Genomic DNA, 16,481 nt, shown 5'->3' with positions numbered 1-16,481 from the left:
TGAAACACGGATCCCGGCCCGTCGGCACGCTGCAGCTGACGGACCGGCCGTTCACCGCCGTGCGGCCGAGTCGGGGAGCAGGGGCACCAGGCCTGCGGCCCCGAGCGCGCGGGTCTGCCCCGAAGCGCCATGCGCGGGGAGTAGCGTCACGGGCATGCATGCGATCACGATTCCCGAACCTGGTGGTCCCGAGGCGCTGGTGTGGGCGGAGGTCCCCGATCCGGCGCCCGGCGAGGGCGAGGTGCTGGTCGAGGTGGTGGCCAGCGCCGTCAACCGTGCCGACGTCCTGCAGCGGCAGGGCTTCTACAACCCGCCGCCCGGCGCCTCCCCCTACCCCGGCCTGGAGTGCTCCGGCAGGATCGCCGCGCTCGGACCCGGAGTGTCCGGCTGGGCCGTCGGCGACGAGGTGTGCGCTCTGCTCTCGGGCGGCGGGTACGCCGAGAAGGTCGTCGTGCCGGCCGGGCAGCTGCTGCCCGTGCCCGAGGGGGTCGACCTCAAGCAGGCGGCCGCGCTGCCCGAGGTCGTCTGCACGGTCTGGTCCAACGTGTTCATGATCGCCCATCTGCGGCCCGGCGAGACGCTGCTCGTGCACGGCGGGTCCAGCGGCATCGGCACCATGGCGATCCAGCTCGCCAAGGCCGTCGGGGCCAAGGTCGCGGTGACGGCCGGCACGAAGGAGAAGCTGGAGCGGTGTGCCGAGCTGGGCGCGGACATCCTGATCAACTACCGCGAGCAGGACTTCGTCGCCGAGATCGAGCAGGCCACCGGGGGTGCGGGGGCGGACGTCATCCTCGACAACATGGGCGCGAAGTACCTGGACCGCAACGTCCGGGCGCTCGCCGTCAGCGGGCGGCTCGCGATCATCGGCATGCAGGGCGGGGTGAAGGGGGAGCTGAACATCGGCACGCTGCTGAGCAAGCGGGCCGCGATCAGTGCGACCTCGCTGCGGGCGCGGCCGCTGAGCGAGAAGGCGGCGATCGTGGCGGCTGTGCGGGAACATGTGTGGCCGTTGCTGGCCGGGGGGCATGTGCGGCCGGTGGTGGATCGGGAGGTGCCGATGGCGGAGGCGGCCGAGGGGCATCGCGTGGTGGAGGCCAGCGGGCATGTGGGGAAGGTGCTGCTGGTCACGTCGTAGCGCCGGGAGGTCTTCGCGCCGGCGAGCCGGAGCGGTGCGGGTGCCGGGTGCCGGGTGCGTGCTGGGCTTGAGGCCCTTGCACGGTGCCGGGTGCCGGTGCCGCATGAGTGCCCGGTGCTGGTGCGGGCCGGGGTGCGGTGGGTCGCTTGCCGGCGCTGGCCGGGGCCGCTGCGCCCACCCGTGCCGCCCCAGCGGCACGACTGCCCGCAGCTACGCGGGATACGGGAGCCGCTGCTGGGTGGGTGGGGGTCCGGCGGGACGCTTGTGTGTAGCTTCGCGGGATGCGACCGCTGCTGCTGGGTGGGGTCCGGCGGGACTTTTGGCTGCAGCTGCGTGGGTACGCCGGTCGCTGTTGGGTCGGTAGGGGTCCGGCGGGGTGTCTGTTCGTGGCTCGCCGGTCGGTCAGTCTTTGCGGAGTCTCAGGCCCAGGAATGCCAGGGCCAGGCCTATGCCTATGAGGACCAGACCGCTGCCAAGGGGGAGGATCTGCAGGACCGGCTGGGAGACGTTCCCGTCATCGGGGGCGTTCTGGGGCGGGGGGTGGTTGAGGCCGGCCTCGTCGGGGACGGTCGAGGCCGTCGGCGTCGTGGTCGGAAGGTCCGCGGTCTCCGGTTCCTTCGCCTCGCCGGTGCCGGGAGCCGGGGTGGGCACGGGGTCGTCGTCGCCCTCCACCTCGGCCATGGGGCCGTCCGGTCGGCCCGGCCGCATCCGCCCCTCACCGGCCCGGCTGCCCGCACGGGTCGGCTCGACGGCCGTCGGGTGATACGAGGCGGACGCGGAATCCGAGGGCATGGGCGGCACGGGGGAGCTGGATGAGGGCTCGGGGGCCTGGGAGCGGTAGTAACCGTGGCTGTGACTCCGACCGTGATCGTGATCGTGATCGGGTCCGGTGGTGTCCCAGGAGGGCTCCTGAGCGGCACTGTCCCTGGGTTTGCGACCGCTGTTCGCCGGGTGGCCGGGGTGGACCGGGCGGTCCGTGTCCCAGGATGCGAGGTGGTCAGCGTCGCCGGGTGTCGGCCGGTCCGCGGGGCCGGGGTCGGTGCTGCCGGGGCCGGGGGCGGTGGAGCTCCTCGGGCCAGGGGTGCCGGTGTGCGCCGTCGTGGTGCGGTCGGTGACGGCGTCGTACGCGGGCAGGGCCACCGCGAGGACGAGCAGCAGCGGTATACAGCGGCGTGTGATGCGCAGCCATGGAGTCACGTCGGTGACCTCCCGGAGCCCGGATGCGTGATCGATGGATGACCAACAGAAATAACCCTCACATTCATAGGCAAAAAGGGCATTTCAGATTAGGCCGTCGGGTCTAAACGGTGGATCGCTCCCATGAGGGGGCACCACGGTGATGAGGTGTACGGGTGCGAGAGAATGGCGGCATGGAGATGCCGAGGAACGAACGGTTGCCGGAGAACCCCCAGATCCTCGTCGTGGGCCAGGACGGGATGGCGCTCGGCGGTGGTAACGGGGACGACGAGTCCCGTGAGACCCCGGTGACGGAGCAGGTGGAACAGCCGGCCAAGGTCATGCGGATCGGCAGCATGATCAAGCAGCTCCTTGAGGAGGTGCGCGCGGCTCCTCTGGACGAGGCGAGCCGGGTGCGGCTGAAGGAGATCCACGCCAGCTCGGTGAAGGAGCTGGAGGACGGCCTCGCGCCGGAGCTGGTCGAGGAACTCGAGCGGCTCTCCCTGCCGTTCACCGACGACGTCACCCCCAGTGACGCGGAACTGCGCATCGCACAGGCGCAGTTGGTGGGCTGGCTGGAAGGCCTGTTCCACGGGATCCAGACGACGCTGTTCGCCCAGCAGATGGCCGCGCGGGCCCAGTTGGAGCAGATGCGCCGCGCGCTCCCGCCGGGCGTGACCGGCCACGAGGGCGGCGACGACCACCGCACCGCGGGCCGCTCGGGCGGGCCGTACCTGTAACCGACCCTGACCTAGCCGAAACAACCGGGGCCCGGCACGGAGAGTGCCGGGCCCGACCTTTGTGCGAGAAGCCTGTTCAGCTGGGATTGCCCGTCGAGACGCTCAGCTCGATGGTGCCCGGGTTCTTCGGGTCGATGTTCGTGCCCGCGGCGGGGAACTGGTCCAGCACGGTGCCGTCGCCCCAGGTGTTGTCGGGCTCGAGCTTGACCTTGTACTGCCATTTCGCGGCCTGGAAGCAGGCCTTCACCGAGTTGATGTCCTTGTACCGAAAGTCGGGCAGCTGCACCTTGCTCTCGTCGTTCCAGGACTCCGTCGGGTCCGTGCACTTGGCCTTGTCGATCACCCGGGTCCGGTCCGGCCCGCGGTAGCCCGCCTGGTGGGAGGCGGACGCCGAGGCGCTCGCGCTGCCGCCCCCGCCCTTGTCGTCACCGCCGTCCTTGTTCATCGTCAGCGCGACGATCAGGGCGACGACCGCGACGAGCGACACCACGACCGAGCCGATGATCACCGGCTTGTTGCTCTTGCCCCCACCGGAGCCCGGAGCGGACGGCTGCGCGGCCGTCTGCGGCGAGACCGCGTACGGCGGCGGGGTCGTCGCGGCCTGCGGGGCCTGCGGGCCGTACCCCATGGGAGGCGGCGTCTGGTAGCCGGCCGGCTGTCCTTGCTGCGGATAGCCGTAGGCCGGGGCGGGCGTCTGCGGAGGTGTCTGCGGGGCGCCGTACGGACCCGGCTGGTACGGCGTCTGGACCGGCCCGGGGGCCGCCTGGGCTGTCCGGTCGACCGGCGGGAACACCGCGGAGCCGACCCCCGCACCGCTCTGCGTCGGTCCGGCGCCCGGCACGATGCTCGGCGCGGCCGCCTGGAGGGACGCGGCGACGCGCAGGCACTCGTCGTGCATGGCCTCGGCGGTCGGGAAGCGCTCGTTCGGGTTCTTCTTCAGCGCGCGGGCGACCAGCGCGTCCACCGCGGGCGGCAGCGCACGGTTGATCGAGGAGGGCGCGACCGGCTCCTCCTGCACATGCGCGTACGCGATCGCCAGCGGGGAGTCCGCGTCGAACGGCAGCCGCCCGGTGACCAGCTGGAACAGCATGATGCCGACCGAGTACAGGTCGGAACGGGCGTCCACGCCACGGCCGAGGGCCTGCTCGGGCGAGAGGTACTGCGGGGTGCCGACGACCATGCCGGTCTGCGTCATCGACGTCACACCGGACTGCATGGCGCGGGCGATGCCGAAGTCCATGACCTTGACCACGCCGCGCTTGGTCACCATCACGTTGCCCGGCTTGATGTCGCGGTGGACCAGCCCCATCTCGTGGCTGATCTCCAGCGCGGCCAGCACGTCCGCGGTGACCTTCAGCGCCTTGTCGGCGGGCATCGCGCCGTACTGGCGGATGTCCTCCTCCAGGACCGAGCCCAGCGGGCGGCCCTCGACGTACTCCATGACGATGTACGGAGTGGTCAGGCCACCGAGATCGTCCTCGCCGGTGTCGAAGACCGAGACGATGTTGGTGTGCGTGAGCTTCGCCACGGCCTGGGCCTCGCGGCGAAAGCGCTCGCGGAAAGCCTGCTCCCGGCCGAGTTCCGTGTGGAGGGTCTTGATCGCGACCTGGCGGTCGAGCACGGCGTCGTACGCGAGGTGTACCGAGGCCATGCCGCCCTCGCCGAGCAGGTCCCGCAGCTGGTACCGGCCGCCGGCCAGCGACTGCCCCGAGTACCGGCCGTGTGCGCCGTCCTGGCTCATCTCTCCGTGTCCCCCACTGGCCGTCCGGCGCCTTCGCTCATCGCACGGACCTTGATCGAATGTGTCATTCCCGGCCAAGTCTGCCCGAGGGCACTGACACGTCAAGCGCGGTGCCCGTTCCGTGACCGTACGGGCAAGAAGCGTCGCGCAAGCGTTACAGGGGGCGTACGACCGGCACACAGAATTTGCACGACAGCGCGTGCTAGAGGTTTCATGGCCGGTCCGGCTTCGGCCGGTCCCGGTTCCGGTTCCGAACCGGCGGCTCGCGCGGAGGCTGTAGCGTGGCCGACGGAGACCGTGACAACACCGCGCGCACCGCGGGCAGAAACGACGGCGAGGACTGATGGCACAGACGCAGCGCGCCCAGGGCCCGTCCGACCCCGAGGCGAGTGGCGGCGGTATGTCGGACGCGCCGGAGGCATGGGGCAACGGCGGGCTCGTCGGCGACGGCCGGTACCGGCTGACGCACCGGCTGGGCCGGGGCGGCATGGCCGAGGTGTTCGCGGCCGAGGACGTCCGTCTCGGCCGTACCGTCGCGGTGAAGCTGCTCCGCGCGGACCTGGCCGAGGACCCGGTCTCCAAGGCCCGTTTCACGCGTGAGGCGCAGTCCGTCGCCGGCCTCAACCACCACGCGATCGTCGCCGTGTACGACTCCGGCGAGGACTTCGTCGGCGGTCAGTCCGTGCCGTACATCGTCATGGAGCTGGTCGAGGGCCGCACCATCCGCGACCTGCTGCTGAACGCCGAGGCGCCGGGCCCCGAGCAGGCCCTGATCATCGTCTCCGGGGTGCTGGACGCGCTCGCCTACTCGCATCAGCACGGCATCGTGCACCGCGACATCAAGCCCGCCAACGTGATCATCACCAACAGCGGCGCCGTCAAGGTGATGGACTTCGGCATCGCGCGTGCCCTGCACGGCGCGTCGACCACGATGACGCAGACCGGCATGGTCATGGGCACGCCGCAGTACCTCTCCCCGGAGCAGGCGCTCGGCAAGGCCGTCGACCACCGTTCCGACCTGTACGCGACCGGCTGCCTGCTGTACGAACTGCTGGCGCTGCGGCCGCCGTTCACCGGCGAGACCCCGCTGTCGGTGGTCTACCAGCACGTCCAGGACATCCCGACCCCGCCCTCGGAGGCCTCCGAGGGCTGCCCGCCGGAGCTGGACGGCCTGGTCATGCGCTCGCTCGCCAAGGAGCCGGACGACCGGTTCCAGACGGCCGAGGAGATGCGCGGCCTGGTCCAGTACGGCCTGCAGATGCTGTACGAGCAGGGCGGGCACACCGGCACCTGGAACACCGGTCCGGTGGATGTGCACGACGGCCGGCACACTCCGGCGGGCGGTTTCGCGGGGACGACCGCGATGCAGCACCCGGGCGACTTCGGCGCCGGGACCGCGCAGATCCCCCAGCCGATCCTGCCGCAGGGCTACGGAGGCGGCGACGACGGCGGCTTCGAGGGGCACGGCAACAGGGGCAGCGGCCGCGGCAAGCTGTGGATCCTCGCCGTCCTCGCGGTCATCGCGATCGCGGCGGGCGTCGCGTTCGCGCTCCAGCACACGGGCAACGGCACCGGGAACGGCACCGACACCAAGCCGCCGGCGACACACTCGACGTCCACGAAGGACCACTCGGACTCCCCGGCCCCGTCGGACGACACCACCGACCAGCCGTCGGACACCGCCACCGACGACGGCTCGGACCAGGGTTCGGGCGGTTCCGGCTACACCCCGTCGGACCCGCAGACGTCGCAGTCGCAGTCCACGGGCCCGACCGACGAGCCCACGGACCCGCAGACCTCCCCGTCGCAGTCCTCGGGCACCACGACGGACGGCGGCACCAACGCAGGTACGACGGACGGCGGCACGAGCACCGGTACGACGGACGGTGGCACGAGCACCGGTACGACGGACGGCGGCACGGGCAGCACGACGGACGGCGGCACGGACACCGGCGCCACGACGGACGGCGGCACGGGCCTGCCCACCGGTTGAACGACACCGGCCTCGCCGCTGACGGCGTCCCCCTGAGCGGTTCCGCCAGGGGCGCCGTCACTCGGTGAACGCCTCGCGCACCGCGTCGTACGCGCGCGTCCACCACACCACGAGCGCCGACGCGGCCGGGAACTGGCAGTCCGCGCGCGTGTCGCCGCGTTCGTAGTGCCAGCGCAGCATCCAGAAGTCGTTCAGCCGCTCCCACCACACCCGGTGCACCGCCGCCGCCAGCTCCGCGGCCCCGGCACCGGCCGTGCGCCGGTACGCGCGCGCGTAGGCGCGCACCTTCGGCAGGTCCAGGGCGCCCGCGGGGCGCACGAAGAAGATCGCCGCGGCGCGTACGGCCTCTTCGGCGCGGGGCTGCACGCCGAGCCGGTCCCAGTCGACGATGGCCGCCGGGGCGTCGTCCTTGTAGAGCACGTTGAACGGGTGGAAGTCGCCGTGCACCCAGCCCACCGAGCCGCCGCGCGGCGGGCGCCGGTCCGTGTGCTGCTCCAGCAGCGCCCGGCGTTCCAGCAGCCGGTGCCGGGCCAGCTCGTCGAAGGCGTCGGCGGGGCGGTGCCGGCGCACATGGGCGAGCAGGTCGTCGATGAGCGTGAAGGTGTCGGAGGGGTCGGCGCTCTCCACGGGGTGGGGGCTCGTGGCCGGGCGCGTGCGCCCCTTGGGGGGCATCACGCGCTCCAGACAGGCGTGCACGGCGCCCAGGAGCGCCCCGAGGCGTGCGCTCTCCCCGCGTGTGAGCTGCCCGCCGTGGCGGTGCCTGCCGTCGATCCACGGGTGCAGGGCGTAGGCGTGGCCGCCGACGACGGCGACCGTACGGCCCCCGCGGTGCGCGAGCGGTACGGCGACCGGGACGCCGAGGTCGGCCAGGCGCTGGGTGGCGCGGTGCCGGCGCTCGATGGCGGCCGGGTCGGCGGTGTCGGGGTCGAAGTGGTGCTTGAGGAAATAGCGGCCGCGGGTGGTGCGCAGCCGGTAGCCGCGGTTCAGCAGTCCCTGGTCGACCGGCTCACAGGCGAGGGCGGTACCGGCGGCGTACAGGCGCAGCAGGGCGCCCAGAGGGAGCGCGTGGGACACAAGGGGTGGTACACATGAGCGCGGCACGCCGCAGATGTTAGGGCACGAAAAACCGCCGTGAGCTGGGGCTTGTCACAGGCGGTCACCGACGATCGCTTTCGGTCGCGCGATGATCATGCCGTGGGCTTTATCAAATGGGCGCCGCTTCCGTTCTTCTCGGCCGGGATACGGACGGCATAAGCGGCGCAGCCCATGTCACACGCAAACAATTCGACTCTTCCCGTGACCCGGGTGAGCGGGTTAACGTTCCGTTGCTTCGGCGTTGAAGCAGGGCTGTGACCAGCACGCTTGCACACTTCCTCGATTTACTTGGAAATCCAAGCAAAATCGCAGGTCAAGTGGGGTTTCACAGAAATGTGGAGCACTGGGTAACGTGATGGTTGCAGGGCGCTCGCCGGGGCACCTGTCACGCCTGTTCCCGGCCGAGTGGCACCCACCCCGTGCCCGGTGGTCGAAACAGGTGAGCCGCACTGGCCTACCGGCAACCCCGGGGGCCGGAACGACGGAGGAGCACACGTGACCGTGGACAGCAGTGCCGCGCGCAAGCCGCGACGCAGCGCCGCAGGCAAAGCCGGCACCACCGGCAGCAAGACCGGCACGACCGGTACCAAGTCCGGAGCCACCGGCACCCGGCGCACCGCCCGCGCCGCCGCCCAGCAGGGCACCGAACCGCAGCTCGTACAGCTGCTGACGCCCGAGGGCGAGCGGGTCGAGAACGCCGAGTACGACGCCTACGTCGCCGGCATCACCCCCGAAGACCTGCGCGGCCTGTACCGCGACATGGTGCTCACCCGCCGCTTCGACGCCGAGGCCACCGCCCTGCAGCGCCAGGGCGAGCTGGGCCTGTGGGCCTCCCTGCTGGGACAGGAGGCCGCCCAGATCGGCTCCGGCCGGGCGCTGCGCGACGACGACTACGTCTTCCCGACCTACCGGGAGCACGGCGTCGCCTGGTGCCGCGGGGTCGACCCGACCAACCTGCTCGGCATGTTCCGCGGCGTGAACAACGGCGGCTGGGACCCCAACGGCAACAACTTCCACCTGTACACGATCGTCATCGGCTCCCAGACGCTGCACGCCACCGGCTACGCGATGGGCGTGGCCAAGGACGGCGCCGACAGCGCGGTCATCGCCTACTTCGGCGACGGCGCGAGCAGCCAGGGCGACGTCGCCGAATCGTTCACCTTCTCCGCGGTCTACAACGCCCCCGTCGTGTTCTTCTGCCAGAACAACCAGTGGGCCATCTCCGAGCCGACCGAGAAGCAGAGCCGCGTGCCGCTCTACCAGCGTGCGCAGGGCTTCGGCTTCCCGGGCGTGCGCGTGGACGGCAACGACGTGCTGGCCTGCCTCGCCGTCACCAAGTGGGCGCTGGAGCGCGCCCGCAGCGGCGAGGGCCCCACCCTGGTCGAGGCGTACACCTACCGCATGGGCGCCCACACCACCTCCGACGACCCCACCCGCTACCGCGGCGACGAGGAGCGGCTGGCCTGGGAGGCCAAGGACCCGATCCTGCGCCTTCGCCGGTACCTGGAGGCCTCAAACCACGCGGACGAGGGATTCTTCGCGGAACTCGAGGCCGAGTCCGAAGCGTTGGGCAAACGAGTGCGCGAAGCGGTCCGTGCCATGCCCGACCCGGACCACTTCGCCATCTTCGAGAACGTGTACGCGGACGGGCACGCGCTCGTCGACGAGGAGCGAGCGCAGTTCGCCGCCTACCAGGCGTCGTTCGCGGACGCAAGCGAAGGGGGTCGCTGAGATGGCCGAGAAGATGGCGATGGCGAAGGCCATCAACGAGTCGCTGCGCCGCGCCCTGGAGGAGGACCCCAAGGTCCTCGTCATGGGTGAGGACGTCGGCAAGCTCGGCGGCGTGTTCCGGGTGACGGACGGCCTCCAGAAGGACTTCGGCGAGAGCCGGGTCATCGACACCCCGCTGGCGGAGTCCGGCATCGTCGGCACCGCGATCGGTCTCGCGCTGCGCGGCTACCGCCCGGTGGTGGAGATCCAGTTCGACGGCTTCGTCTTCCCGGCCTACGACCAGATCGTCACCCAGCTCGCGAAGATGCACGCGCGCTCGCTGGGCAAGGTCAAGATGCCGGTCGTCGTCCGCATCCCCTACGGCGGCGGCATCGGCGCGGTCGAGCACCACTCGGAGTCCCCCGAGGCCCTGTTCGCGCATGTGGCGGGTCTGAAGATCGTGTCTCCGTCGAACGCGTCGGACGCGTACTGGATGATGCAGCAGGCCATCCAGAGCGACGACCCGGTCATCTACTTCGAGCCGAAGCGCCGTTACTGGGACAAGGCCGAGGTGGACCTCGAGGCGATCCCCGCCCCGCTGCACAAGGCCCAGGTCGTCCGCGAGGGCACCGACCTCACCCTGGCGGCGTACGGCCCGATGGTGAAGCTGTGCCAGGAGGTCGCGGCGGCCGCGGCCGAGGAGGGCAAGTCCCTGGAGGTCCTGGACCTGCGCTCGGTCTCCCCGCTGGACTTCGACGCCATCCAGGCCTCGGTGGAGAAGACCCGCCGCCTGGTCGTGGTCCACGAGGCCCCGGTGTTCTTCGGCTCCGGCGCGGAGATCGCCGCCCGGATCACCGAGCGCTGCTTCTACCACCTGGAGGCACCGGTCCTGCGAGTGGGCGGATACCACGCCCCCTACCCGCCGGCCCGTCTGGAGGAGGAGTACCTGCCGGACCTGGACCGCGTGCTCGACGCCGTCGACCGCTCGCTGGCGTACTGAGGAGAAGGTCGTGACGACGATGACGGAAGCGTCCGTACGCGAGTTCAAGATGCCGGACGTCGGTGAGGGACTCACCGAGGCCGAGATCCTCAAGTGGTACGTCCAGCCGGGTGACACGGTCACCGACGGCCAGGTGGTGTGCGAGGTCGAGACCGCCAAGGCGGCCGTCGAACTGCCCATCCCCTACGACGGTGTGGTCCGCGAACTCCACTTCCCCGAGGGCACCACGGTCGACGTGGGCACGTCCATCATCGCGGTGGAGGTGGCCGGCGCGGCCCCCGCCGAGGCCCCGGCGGAGCAGCCGAAGCCGGCACCGGCGGCCGCCGAGGAGCCGGAGCCCGAGGCCAAGCCGGAGGGCCGCCAGCCGGTCCTGGTCGGCTACGGCGTGTCGACGTCCTCCACCAAGCGCCGCCCCCGCAAGGGCCCCGAGGTGAGCGTCCCGGCGCCGGCCCAGGCGATCCAGACGGAGCTGAACGGCCACGGCCACGCCGCGCTCGCCGAGAAGCCCCGCCCGCTGGCCAAGCCGCCGGTGCGCAAGCTGGCCAAGGACCTGGGCGTCGACCTCGCCACGATCACCCCGTCCGGCCCGGACGGCATCATCACCCGTGACGACGTTCACGCGGCGGCCACGCCGAAGCCGGCGGAGCCGGCACCGACCCCGGTCGCCGCTGCCCCGGTGACCCCGGCACCGGTCGCGTCCTACGACGGCGCGCGCGAGACCCGTATCCCGGTCAAGGGCGTCCGCAAGGCCACGGCGGCGGCGATGGTCGGCTCGGCGTTCACCGCGCCACACGTCACCGAGTTCGTGACGGTCGACGTGACCCGCACGATGAAGCTGGTCGAGGAGCTGAAGCAGGACAAGGAGATGCAGGGCCTGCGGGTCAACCCGCTGCTGCTGATCGCCAAGGCCCTGCTGGTCGCCATCAAGCGCAACCCGGAGATCAACGCGTCCTGGGACGAGGCCAACCAGGAGATCGTGCAGAAGCACTACGTCAACCTGGGCATCGCGGCGGCCACCCCGCGCGGTCTGATCGTGCCGAACATCAAGGACGCGCACGACAAGACGCTCCCGCAACTGGCCTCCGCGCTCGGCGAGCTGGTCGCGACGGCCCGCGAGGGCAAGACGTCCCCGGCGGCCATGCAGGGCGGCACGGTGACCATCACCAACGTCGGCGTCTTCGGCGTCGACACCGGCACGCCGATCCTCAACCCCGGTGAGTCGGCGATCCTCGCGGTCGGCGCGATCAAGCTCCAGCCCTGGGTCCACAAGGGCAAGGTCAAGCCGCGTCAGGTGACAACCCTGGCCTTGAGCTTCGACCACCGCCTGGTCGACGGCGAGCTGGGCTCGAAGGTGCTGGCGGACGTGGCGGCGATCCTGGAGCAGCCGAAGAGGCTGATCACCTGGGCATGACGGCCCCGGGGCGGGTAGCCTCGAAGCGTTGAGGGGACGGCCGCAAACTCGCATTGCGACCGCCCCCTCTTCTTCGATGTCCGGCTCTCAGGCCTGGTTGAGCACGTACACGGGCGCACCGTCCTCGGCTCCGCCGCGGGAGCGGATGCAGGCGTGCTTGCGCAGCAGCCGCAGACATTCGTTGACCCGGTGCACCGAGAGCCCCGTGCGGGCCGCGATGGATTCCAGCGGCTCGCGCAGCTCCCCCTTCTCCACGAGTACGGGCGCGATCACTACGGCCACGGTCCATACGTCGGCCGTGACGGACAGACGTTGCCGCCAGTCGGCCAGGACGGAGGCCGTGGTGGGCAGCGCCTTGACGTGCTCACCAGGCGTCCGGCCGTCCATCACCAGCGCGTCGAGCCGGTCCGCGATCCGTTCCAGCGCCCGGACCATGGCCTGCTGCACGGCGAGGGTGGCCTTCTGCGTGGCCAGCATCTCGCGCTGCAGGGTCACGGTTTCCTGCAGCAGGACCAGCCTTTCCTGCTGCAGGACCAGCGTCTGCTGTTGCAGTTCGATCGATTTGCGCTGCCCGTTCGCCAACTCCTCGTCCAGCTGAAGGTTGTGCGCCTCCAGCCGGACGATGGCCTCGGCGACCTGCTCGGGCATGGCGTACGCGATCGGGGCGCCCGGTTCGGTGGGCTGTACCTCGGCCTTTTCCAGGGTGTAGGAACCCTCCCTTTGGATCGTCTCGATCACCTCGGCGACCCACTGTTTGAAGGGGGCGCAGGCGGGCTTCGTGCAGGCCTGCACGAGCAGGATGAGACCTTGCAGATCGATGAGTTGCAAGTCTCGGCGCCACTCCCTACCTGCGGGAATGCTGAGACAGTGACTTCCAGTCACTGTCTCGAGACTTTCTCGATTGCCCTGTGGAACATGGTCCGTCAGTGCCTTTCGGGGCGTGGTGTAACCGAGTTCCTTGCACACATCCACCGCCGGAAACCAGTGACTCCCGTCCGGCATGGTCAGCCTCCGCACACGGGCTCCGGTCGCCGCGTACACGAAGTCGCTGATGTCGATCGCCTCGTGCCGTTCGGACGAGTCGGGTCGCTTGCTGGGTTCGCTCATGTGAACCACCTCCGCTGCGGAACGTAGAGCGGAGGAATTCGAATATGCCAACCGCAAGGGCGAAGTTCACGATTCAGGGTGAAGATCACCGAAAACGCCGGACGACGCGGGGCCCCGCCGTCCGCAACAGAACGGGCCCGCCGCTGTGCGCGACGGGCCCGTGTGTGCCTGGGGTGTGTCAGCCGAGCTTGGCGAAGCCGTAGTCGAGGAGCTTCTTCGCGTCCGACTCCCGGTTCGGGATGGAGGTGGAGGCGAGGACGGTGCCGATGACGGTCTTGTTGTTGCGGGTGGCGGCGAAGACCAGGCAGTAGCCGGCCTCCGGGCCGGAGCCCGTCTTCACGCCGATGGTGCCGCTGTAGCTGCTGAGCAGACCGTTGGTGTTGGTCCACGGGGCCATCGTGCGGGTGCTGCCCGTCTTGGTGATCGTCTTCGCGGTGTACGACTTGGTCTTGACGATCGTGCGGAACATCGAGTTCTTCATCGCGCTGCTGGCGATCTTGGTGAGGTCGCGCGGCGTCGAGTAGTTGCTGCCGTTGCCGATGCCGTCGAAGGAGTCGAAGTGCGTGTTCGTCAGGTTCAGGCTCTTGGCGGCGGCGTTCATCTTGCTGATGAAGTTGCTCACGCGCGCGGCGCGGGTGGTGCCCGTGCCGTAGGTGTCGGCGAGCGCGTAGGCGGCGTCGCAGCCCGACGGCAGCATCAGGCCGTACAGCAGCTGGCGGACGGTGACCTGGTCGCCGACGATCAGGTGGGCCTGGGAGGCGTTGTGGGAGACGACGTAGTCGCTGTACGCCTTCTGGATCGTCACCTTCTTGTCGAGGTTGAGGTTCGACTGTGCGAGCACGACCTCGGCGGTCATGATCTTGGTGGTGGAGCCGGTGGAACGCCGGGTGTCCGCCGCCTTGGTGTAGAGCGTCGTGCCGCTCGCGTTGTTCATCGCGAAGCCGCCCTTGGCGATGATCGAGGGCGTGGTGACGGCCTGAGCGGGCGCCGCGGTGAGGGCACCGGTCGCGACCAGCGCGCCGGAGCTGACGGCGACGGCGACGGCTCTGCGGATGCGCGTGCTGCGGATGCCCTTGATACCGGTAATCAAAGTGATGTACCCCGATTGTCGTGAATGCCCCTGAAGTGCGGCCAAGTTGAGGTGGCAAGAGCAGAGGGCCGCACGTGTGGGACACGTAAGTAGCACAGAAGGTTGTGCGGCTGCTGAGTGCGATCTGCGTCACACCTTCTGCCGTGCGTTCCGTCGGGCCGTCCATCGCGTCCGGATGCTGGACGCTGCCGTCGCATGCGTACGTGTTGTATCTATGCTGTGGACATGCAGACGGCCGTACAACAGCACACCCGCCGGGACCCCAAGCCCCCGCCCGCCGCCGACCGCGTGTACGCCCACGTCAAGCAGGGCGTCCTCGACCGCCGCTACGAGGGCGGCACCCTGCTCACCGAGGGGGAGCTGGCCGAGGCCGTCGGGGTCTCCCGCACGCCCGTGCGGGAGGCGCTGCTGCGGCTGGAGGTCGAGGGGCTGATCCGGCTGTACCCGAAGAAGGGCGCGCTGGTGCTGCCGGTCTCCGCGCAGGAGATCGCGGATGTGGTGGAGACCCGCCAGCTGGTCGAGGAGCACGCCGCCCGCAAGGCCGTACCCGCTCCGCCCGGTCTGCTGGAGAGGCTGACCGAGCTGCTGGAGCTGCAGAAGGCGCAGGCCGCCGCCGGTGATCTGGCCGCGGCCGCGGTGACCGACCGCAACTTCCACGCCGAGATCGTGCGCAGCGGCGGCAACGAGATCCTGTCCCGGCTCTACGACCAGCTGCGCGACCGGCAGCTGCGGATGGGCGTCGCCGTGATGCACTCCCACCCCGACCGGATCGCCAAGACGCTCGCCGAGCACGAGGAGATCCTCGACGCGCTGCGCGCCGGGGACGCGGAGGCGGCCGTGGGGGTCGTGCACCGGCATGTGAGCTGGTTCGAGCACCTCGCGCGGGGTGAGGTCCGATGAGCGGTCCGGAGCGGAACCTCACCCTTCCGGATGATCCCCCGGGCGGCCGACGCGCCGTCACCGTGTGGTCCATCGGCGTCGCCGTCTACTTCGTCGCCGTCATCTTCCGTACGTCACTGGGCGTGGCGGGACTGGACGCGGCGGACCGCTTTCACGTCAACGCCTCCGCGCTGTCGACGTTCTCCATCCTCCAGCTGCTGGTCTACGCCGGCATGCAGATACCCGTCGGCCTGCTGGTCGACCGGCTCGGCACGAAGAAGGTGCTGAGCATCGGCGCGGTCCTGTTCACCGCCGGTCAGCTGGGCTTCGCCTTCTCCCCCTCGTACGGCACCGCCCTCGCCTCCCGGGCCCTGCTGGGCTGCGGCGACGCGATGACCTTCATCAGCGTGCTGCGGCTCGGCACCCGCTGGTTCCCGGCCCGGCGCGGGCCGCTGGTCGCGCAGCTCGCGGGGCTGGTCGGCATGGCGGGCAACCTGGTCTCCACGCTGGTCCTCGCCCGGCTGCTGCACGGCATCGGCTGGACCCCGGCATTCGGCGGGAGCGCGCTCGCGGGCGTCGTCGTCCTCGTGCTGACACTGCTGTTCCTGAAGGACCACCCCGAGGGGCACGAGCCCGAGCCGGCGCCGCACCAGGGCGCGGCGTACGTCCGCCGGCAGATCGCGGCGGCCTGGCGGGAGCCGGGGACGCGCCTCGGGCTGTGGGTGCACTTCACCACCCAGTTCCCGGCGATGGTGTTCCTGCTGCTGTGGGGCCTGCCGTTCCTGGTGCAGGCGCAGGGGCTGAGCCGGGCCACGGCCGGTGAGCTGCTCACCCTGGTCGTGCTGTCCAACATGGTGATCGGGCTGGTCTACGGCCAGATCGTCGCCCGGCACCACGCGGCGCGGCTGCCGCTGGCGCTGGGCACCGTGGGGGCGACCGCGACCGTGTGGGCGGTGACGCTGCTGTATCCCGGTACGCATGCGCCGATGTGGTTGCTGGTGGTGCTGTGCGCGGTGCTGGGGGCGTGTGGGCCGGCCTCGATGCTCGGGTTCGACTTCGCGCGGCCGGCCAACCCGCCCGAGCGGCAGGGGACCGCGTCGGGGATCACCAACATGGGTGGGTTCGTCGCCTCGATGACGACGTTGTTCGCGGTGGGGGTGCTGCTGGACGCCACCGGGGACGACTACTCCGTGGCGTTCTCGGCCGTGTTCGTGTTGCAGGCGCTCGGGGTGTCCCAGATTCTGCGGCTTCGTGGGCGGGCGGCCCGGCGTGAGCGGGAGCGGCTGGTGGCGAGCCGGGTGGAGACGGTGCACGTGCCCGCGGCCTAGCAGCGCTCCCCCACCCGCGCGCCGGCCGTTTCCCGTGAGCCGGCCGGGCCCGTGGCCACCGTGGGGCGGCTGCGCA

The 16,481-nt window shown here is 70.7% G+C and carries 13 protein-coding genes; 8 read left to right on the top strand and 5 right to left on the bottom strand.

Annotated features, from left to right (window positions below):
• Window positions 1-154: 154 nt before the first annotated feature.
• Entirely contained in the window at window positions 155-1,135 is a 981-nt protein-coding gene (locus ACIBJF_RS07690; RefSeq protein WP_351803009.1) for an NAD(P)H-quinone oxidoreductase, read from the top strand.
• Window positions 1,136-1,537: 402 nt separating this feature from the next.
• Here the strand turns inward: ACIBJF_RS07690 and ACIBJF_RS07685 are convergent, their stop codons facing one another.
• Window positions 1,538-2,332 (bottom strand): hypothetical protein, encoded by a 795-nt coding sequence (locus ACIBJF_RS07685; protein ID WP_399172802.1) that lies wholly within the window; start codon window positions 2,330-2,332, stop codon window positions 1,538-1,540.
• 173 nt (window positions 2,333-2,505) lie between these two features.
• Between ACIBJF_RS07685 and ACIBJF_RS07680 the strand changes: the two genes are divergently transcribed.
• Entirely contained in the window at window positions 2,506-3,051 is a 546-nt protein-coding gene (locus tag ACIBJF_RS07680; RefSeq protein WP_351803013.1) for a bacterial proteasome activator family protein, read from the top strand.
• 76 nt (window positions 3,052-3,127) lie between these two features.
• Here ACIBJF_RS07680 and ACIBJF_RS07675 read toward each other — a convergent pair whose 3' ends face one another.
• Complete coding sequence (locus ACIBJF_RS07675; RefSeq protein WP_399172801.1) at window positions 3,128-4,792, bottom strand: protein kinase; 1,665 nt, start codon at window positions 4,790-4,792, stop codon at window positions 3,128-3,130.
• A 343-nt stretch (window positions 4,793-5,135) separates the two neighbouring features.
• Between ACIBJF_RS07675 and ACIBJF_RS07670 the strand changes: the two genes are divergently transcribed.
• On the top strand, window positions 5,136-6,785 hold the full coding sequence (locus ACIBJF_RS07670) for a protein kinase (protein WP_399172799.1): 1,650 nt from the start codon (window positions 5,136-5,138) through the stop codon (window positions 6,783-6,785).
• Between the two features lie 57 nt (window positions 6,786-6,842).
• Here ACIBJF_RS07670 and ACIBJF_RS07665 read toward each other — a convergent pair whose 3' ends face one another.
• The gene (locus ACIBJF_RS07665) at window positions 6,843-7,859 is read right to left on the bottom strand and encodes a phosphotransferase (RefSeq protein ID WP_399172798.1); all 1,017 of its coding nucleotides are present in this window, start codon (window positions 7,857-7,859) and stop codon (window positions 6,843-6,845) included.
• 516 nt (window positions 7,860-8,375) lie between these two features.
• Between ACIBJF_RS07665 and pdhA the strand changes: the two genes are divergently transcribed.
• From pdhA to ACIBJF_RS07650, 3 genes are read left to right on the top strand one after another with little or no spacing between them, the layout of a single operon-like run.
• Entirely contained in the window at window positions 8,376-9,611 is a 1,236-nt protein-coding gene (gene pdhA, locus ACIBJF_RS07660) for a pyruvate dehydrogenase (acetyl-transferring) E1 component subunit alpha (RefSeq protein WP_399172797.1), read from the top strand.
• A gap of 1 nt (window position 9,612) precedes the next feature.
• On the top strand, window positions 9,613-10,590 hold the full coding sequence (locus ACIBJF_RS07655; protein ID WP_351606744.1) for an alpha-ketoacid dehydrogenase subunit beta: 978 nt from the start codon (window positions 9,613-9,615) through the stop codon (window positions 10,588-10,590).
• Between the two features lie 10 nt (window positions 10,591-10,600).
• A complete protein-coding gene (locus ACIBJF_RS07650) occupies window positions 10,601-12,001 on the top strand; it encodes a dihydrolipoamide acetyltransferase family protein (RefSeq protein ID WP_399172794.1) in 1,401 nt (466 codons plus the stop codon).
• Window positions 12,002-12,088: 87 nt separating this feature from the next.
• Here the strand turns inward: ACIBJF_RS07650 and ACIBJF_RS07645 are convergent, their stop codons facing one another.
• Window positions 12,089-13,108 carry a Bro-N domain-containing protein gene (locus ACIBJF_RS07645; RefSeq protein WP_399172793.1) on the bottom strand — a complete coding sequence of 340 codons (1,020 nt, stop codon included), beginning with the start codon at window positions 13,106-13,108 and terminating at the stop codon, window positions 12,089-12,091.
• A 178-nt stretch (window positions 13,109-13,286) separates the two neighbouring features.
• On the bottom strand, window positions 13,287-14,198 hold the full coding sequence (locus ACIBJF_RS07640) for a D-alanyl-D-alanine carboxypeptidase family protein (RefSeq protein WP_399172791.1): 912 nt from the start codon (window positions 14,196-14,198) through the stop codon (window positions 13,287-13,289).
• Window positions 14,199-14,423: 225 nt separating this feature from the next.
• Here ACIBJF_RS07640 and ACIBJF_RS07635 point away from each other — a divergent pair, with 225 nt between their 5' ends.
• A complete protein-coding gene (locus ACIBJF_RS07635; protein WP_399172790.1) occupies window positions 14,424-15,098 on the top strand; it encodes a GntR family transcriptional regulator in 675 nt (224 codons plus the stop codon).
• On the top strand, window positions 15,095-16,405 hold the full coding sequence (locus ACIBJF_RS07630) for a nitrate/nitrite transporter (RefSeq protein WP_399172789.1): 1,311 nt from the start codon (window positions 15,095-15,097) through the stop codon (window positions 16,403-16,405). The genes ACIBJF_RS07635 and ACIBJF_RS07630 overlap by 4 nt, the downstream gene beginning before the upstream one ends.
• Window positions 16,406-16,481: the final 76 nt, after the last annotated feature.

It is taken from the genome of Streptomyces sp. NPDC050743 (genome assembly GCF_044456925.1).
Taxonomy (GTDB): Bacteria; Actinomycetota; Actinomycetes; order Streptomycetales; family Streptomycetaceae; genus Streptomyces.
Note: the sequence above shows the minus strand (reverse complement) of the source record. Positions and strands in the feature narration are given on the sequence as shown.

Excerpts from the sequence above, each read along its gene's own strand:
- ACIBJF_RS07690 (WP_351803009.1), top strand. The coding sequence starts at position 155 with ATGCATGCGATCACGATTCCCGAACCTGGTGGTCCCGAGGCGCTGGTG.
- ACIBJF_RS07680 (WP_351803013.1), top strand. The coding sequence starts at position 2,506 with ATGGAGATGCCGAGGAACGAACGGTTGCCGGAGAACCCCCAGATCCTC.
- ACIBJF_RS07675 (WP_399172801.1), bottom strand. The coding sequence starts at position 4,792 with ATGAGCCAGGACGGCGCACACGGCCGGTACTCGGGGCAGTCGCTGGCC.
- ACIBJF_RS07670 (WP_399172799.1), top strand. The coding sequence starts at position 5,136 with ATGGCACAGACGCAGCGCGCCCAGGGCCCGTCCGACCCCGAGGCGAGT.
- ACIBJF_RS07655 (WP_351606744.1), top strand. The coding sequence starts at position 9,613 with ATGGCCGAGAAGATGGCGATGGCGAAGGCCATCAACGAGTCGCTGCGC.
- ACIBJF_RS07645 (WP_399172793.1), bottom strand. The coding sequence starts at position 13,108 with ATGAGCGAACCCAGCAAGCGACCCGACTCGTCCGAACGGCACGAGGCG.
- ACIBJF_RS07635 (WP_399172790.1), top strand. The coding sequence starts at position 14,424 with ATGCAGACGGCCGTACAACAGCACACCCGCCGGGACCCCAAGCCCCCG.
- ACIBJF_RS07630 (WP_399172789.1), top strand. The coding sequence starts at position 15,095 with ATGAGCGGTCCGGAGCGGAACCTCACCCTTCCGGATGATCCCCCGGGC.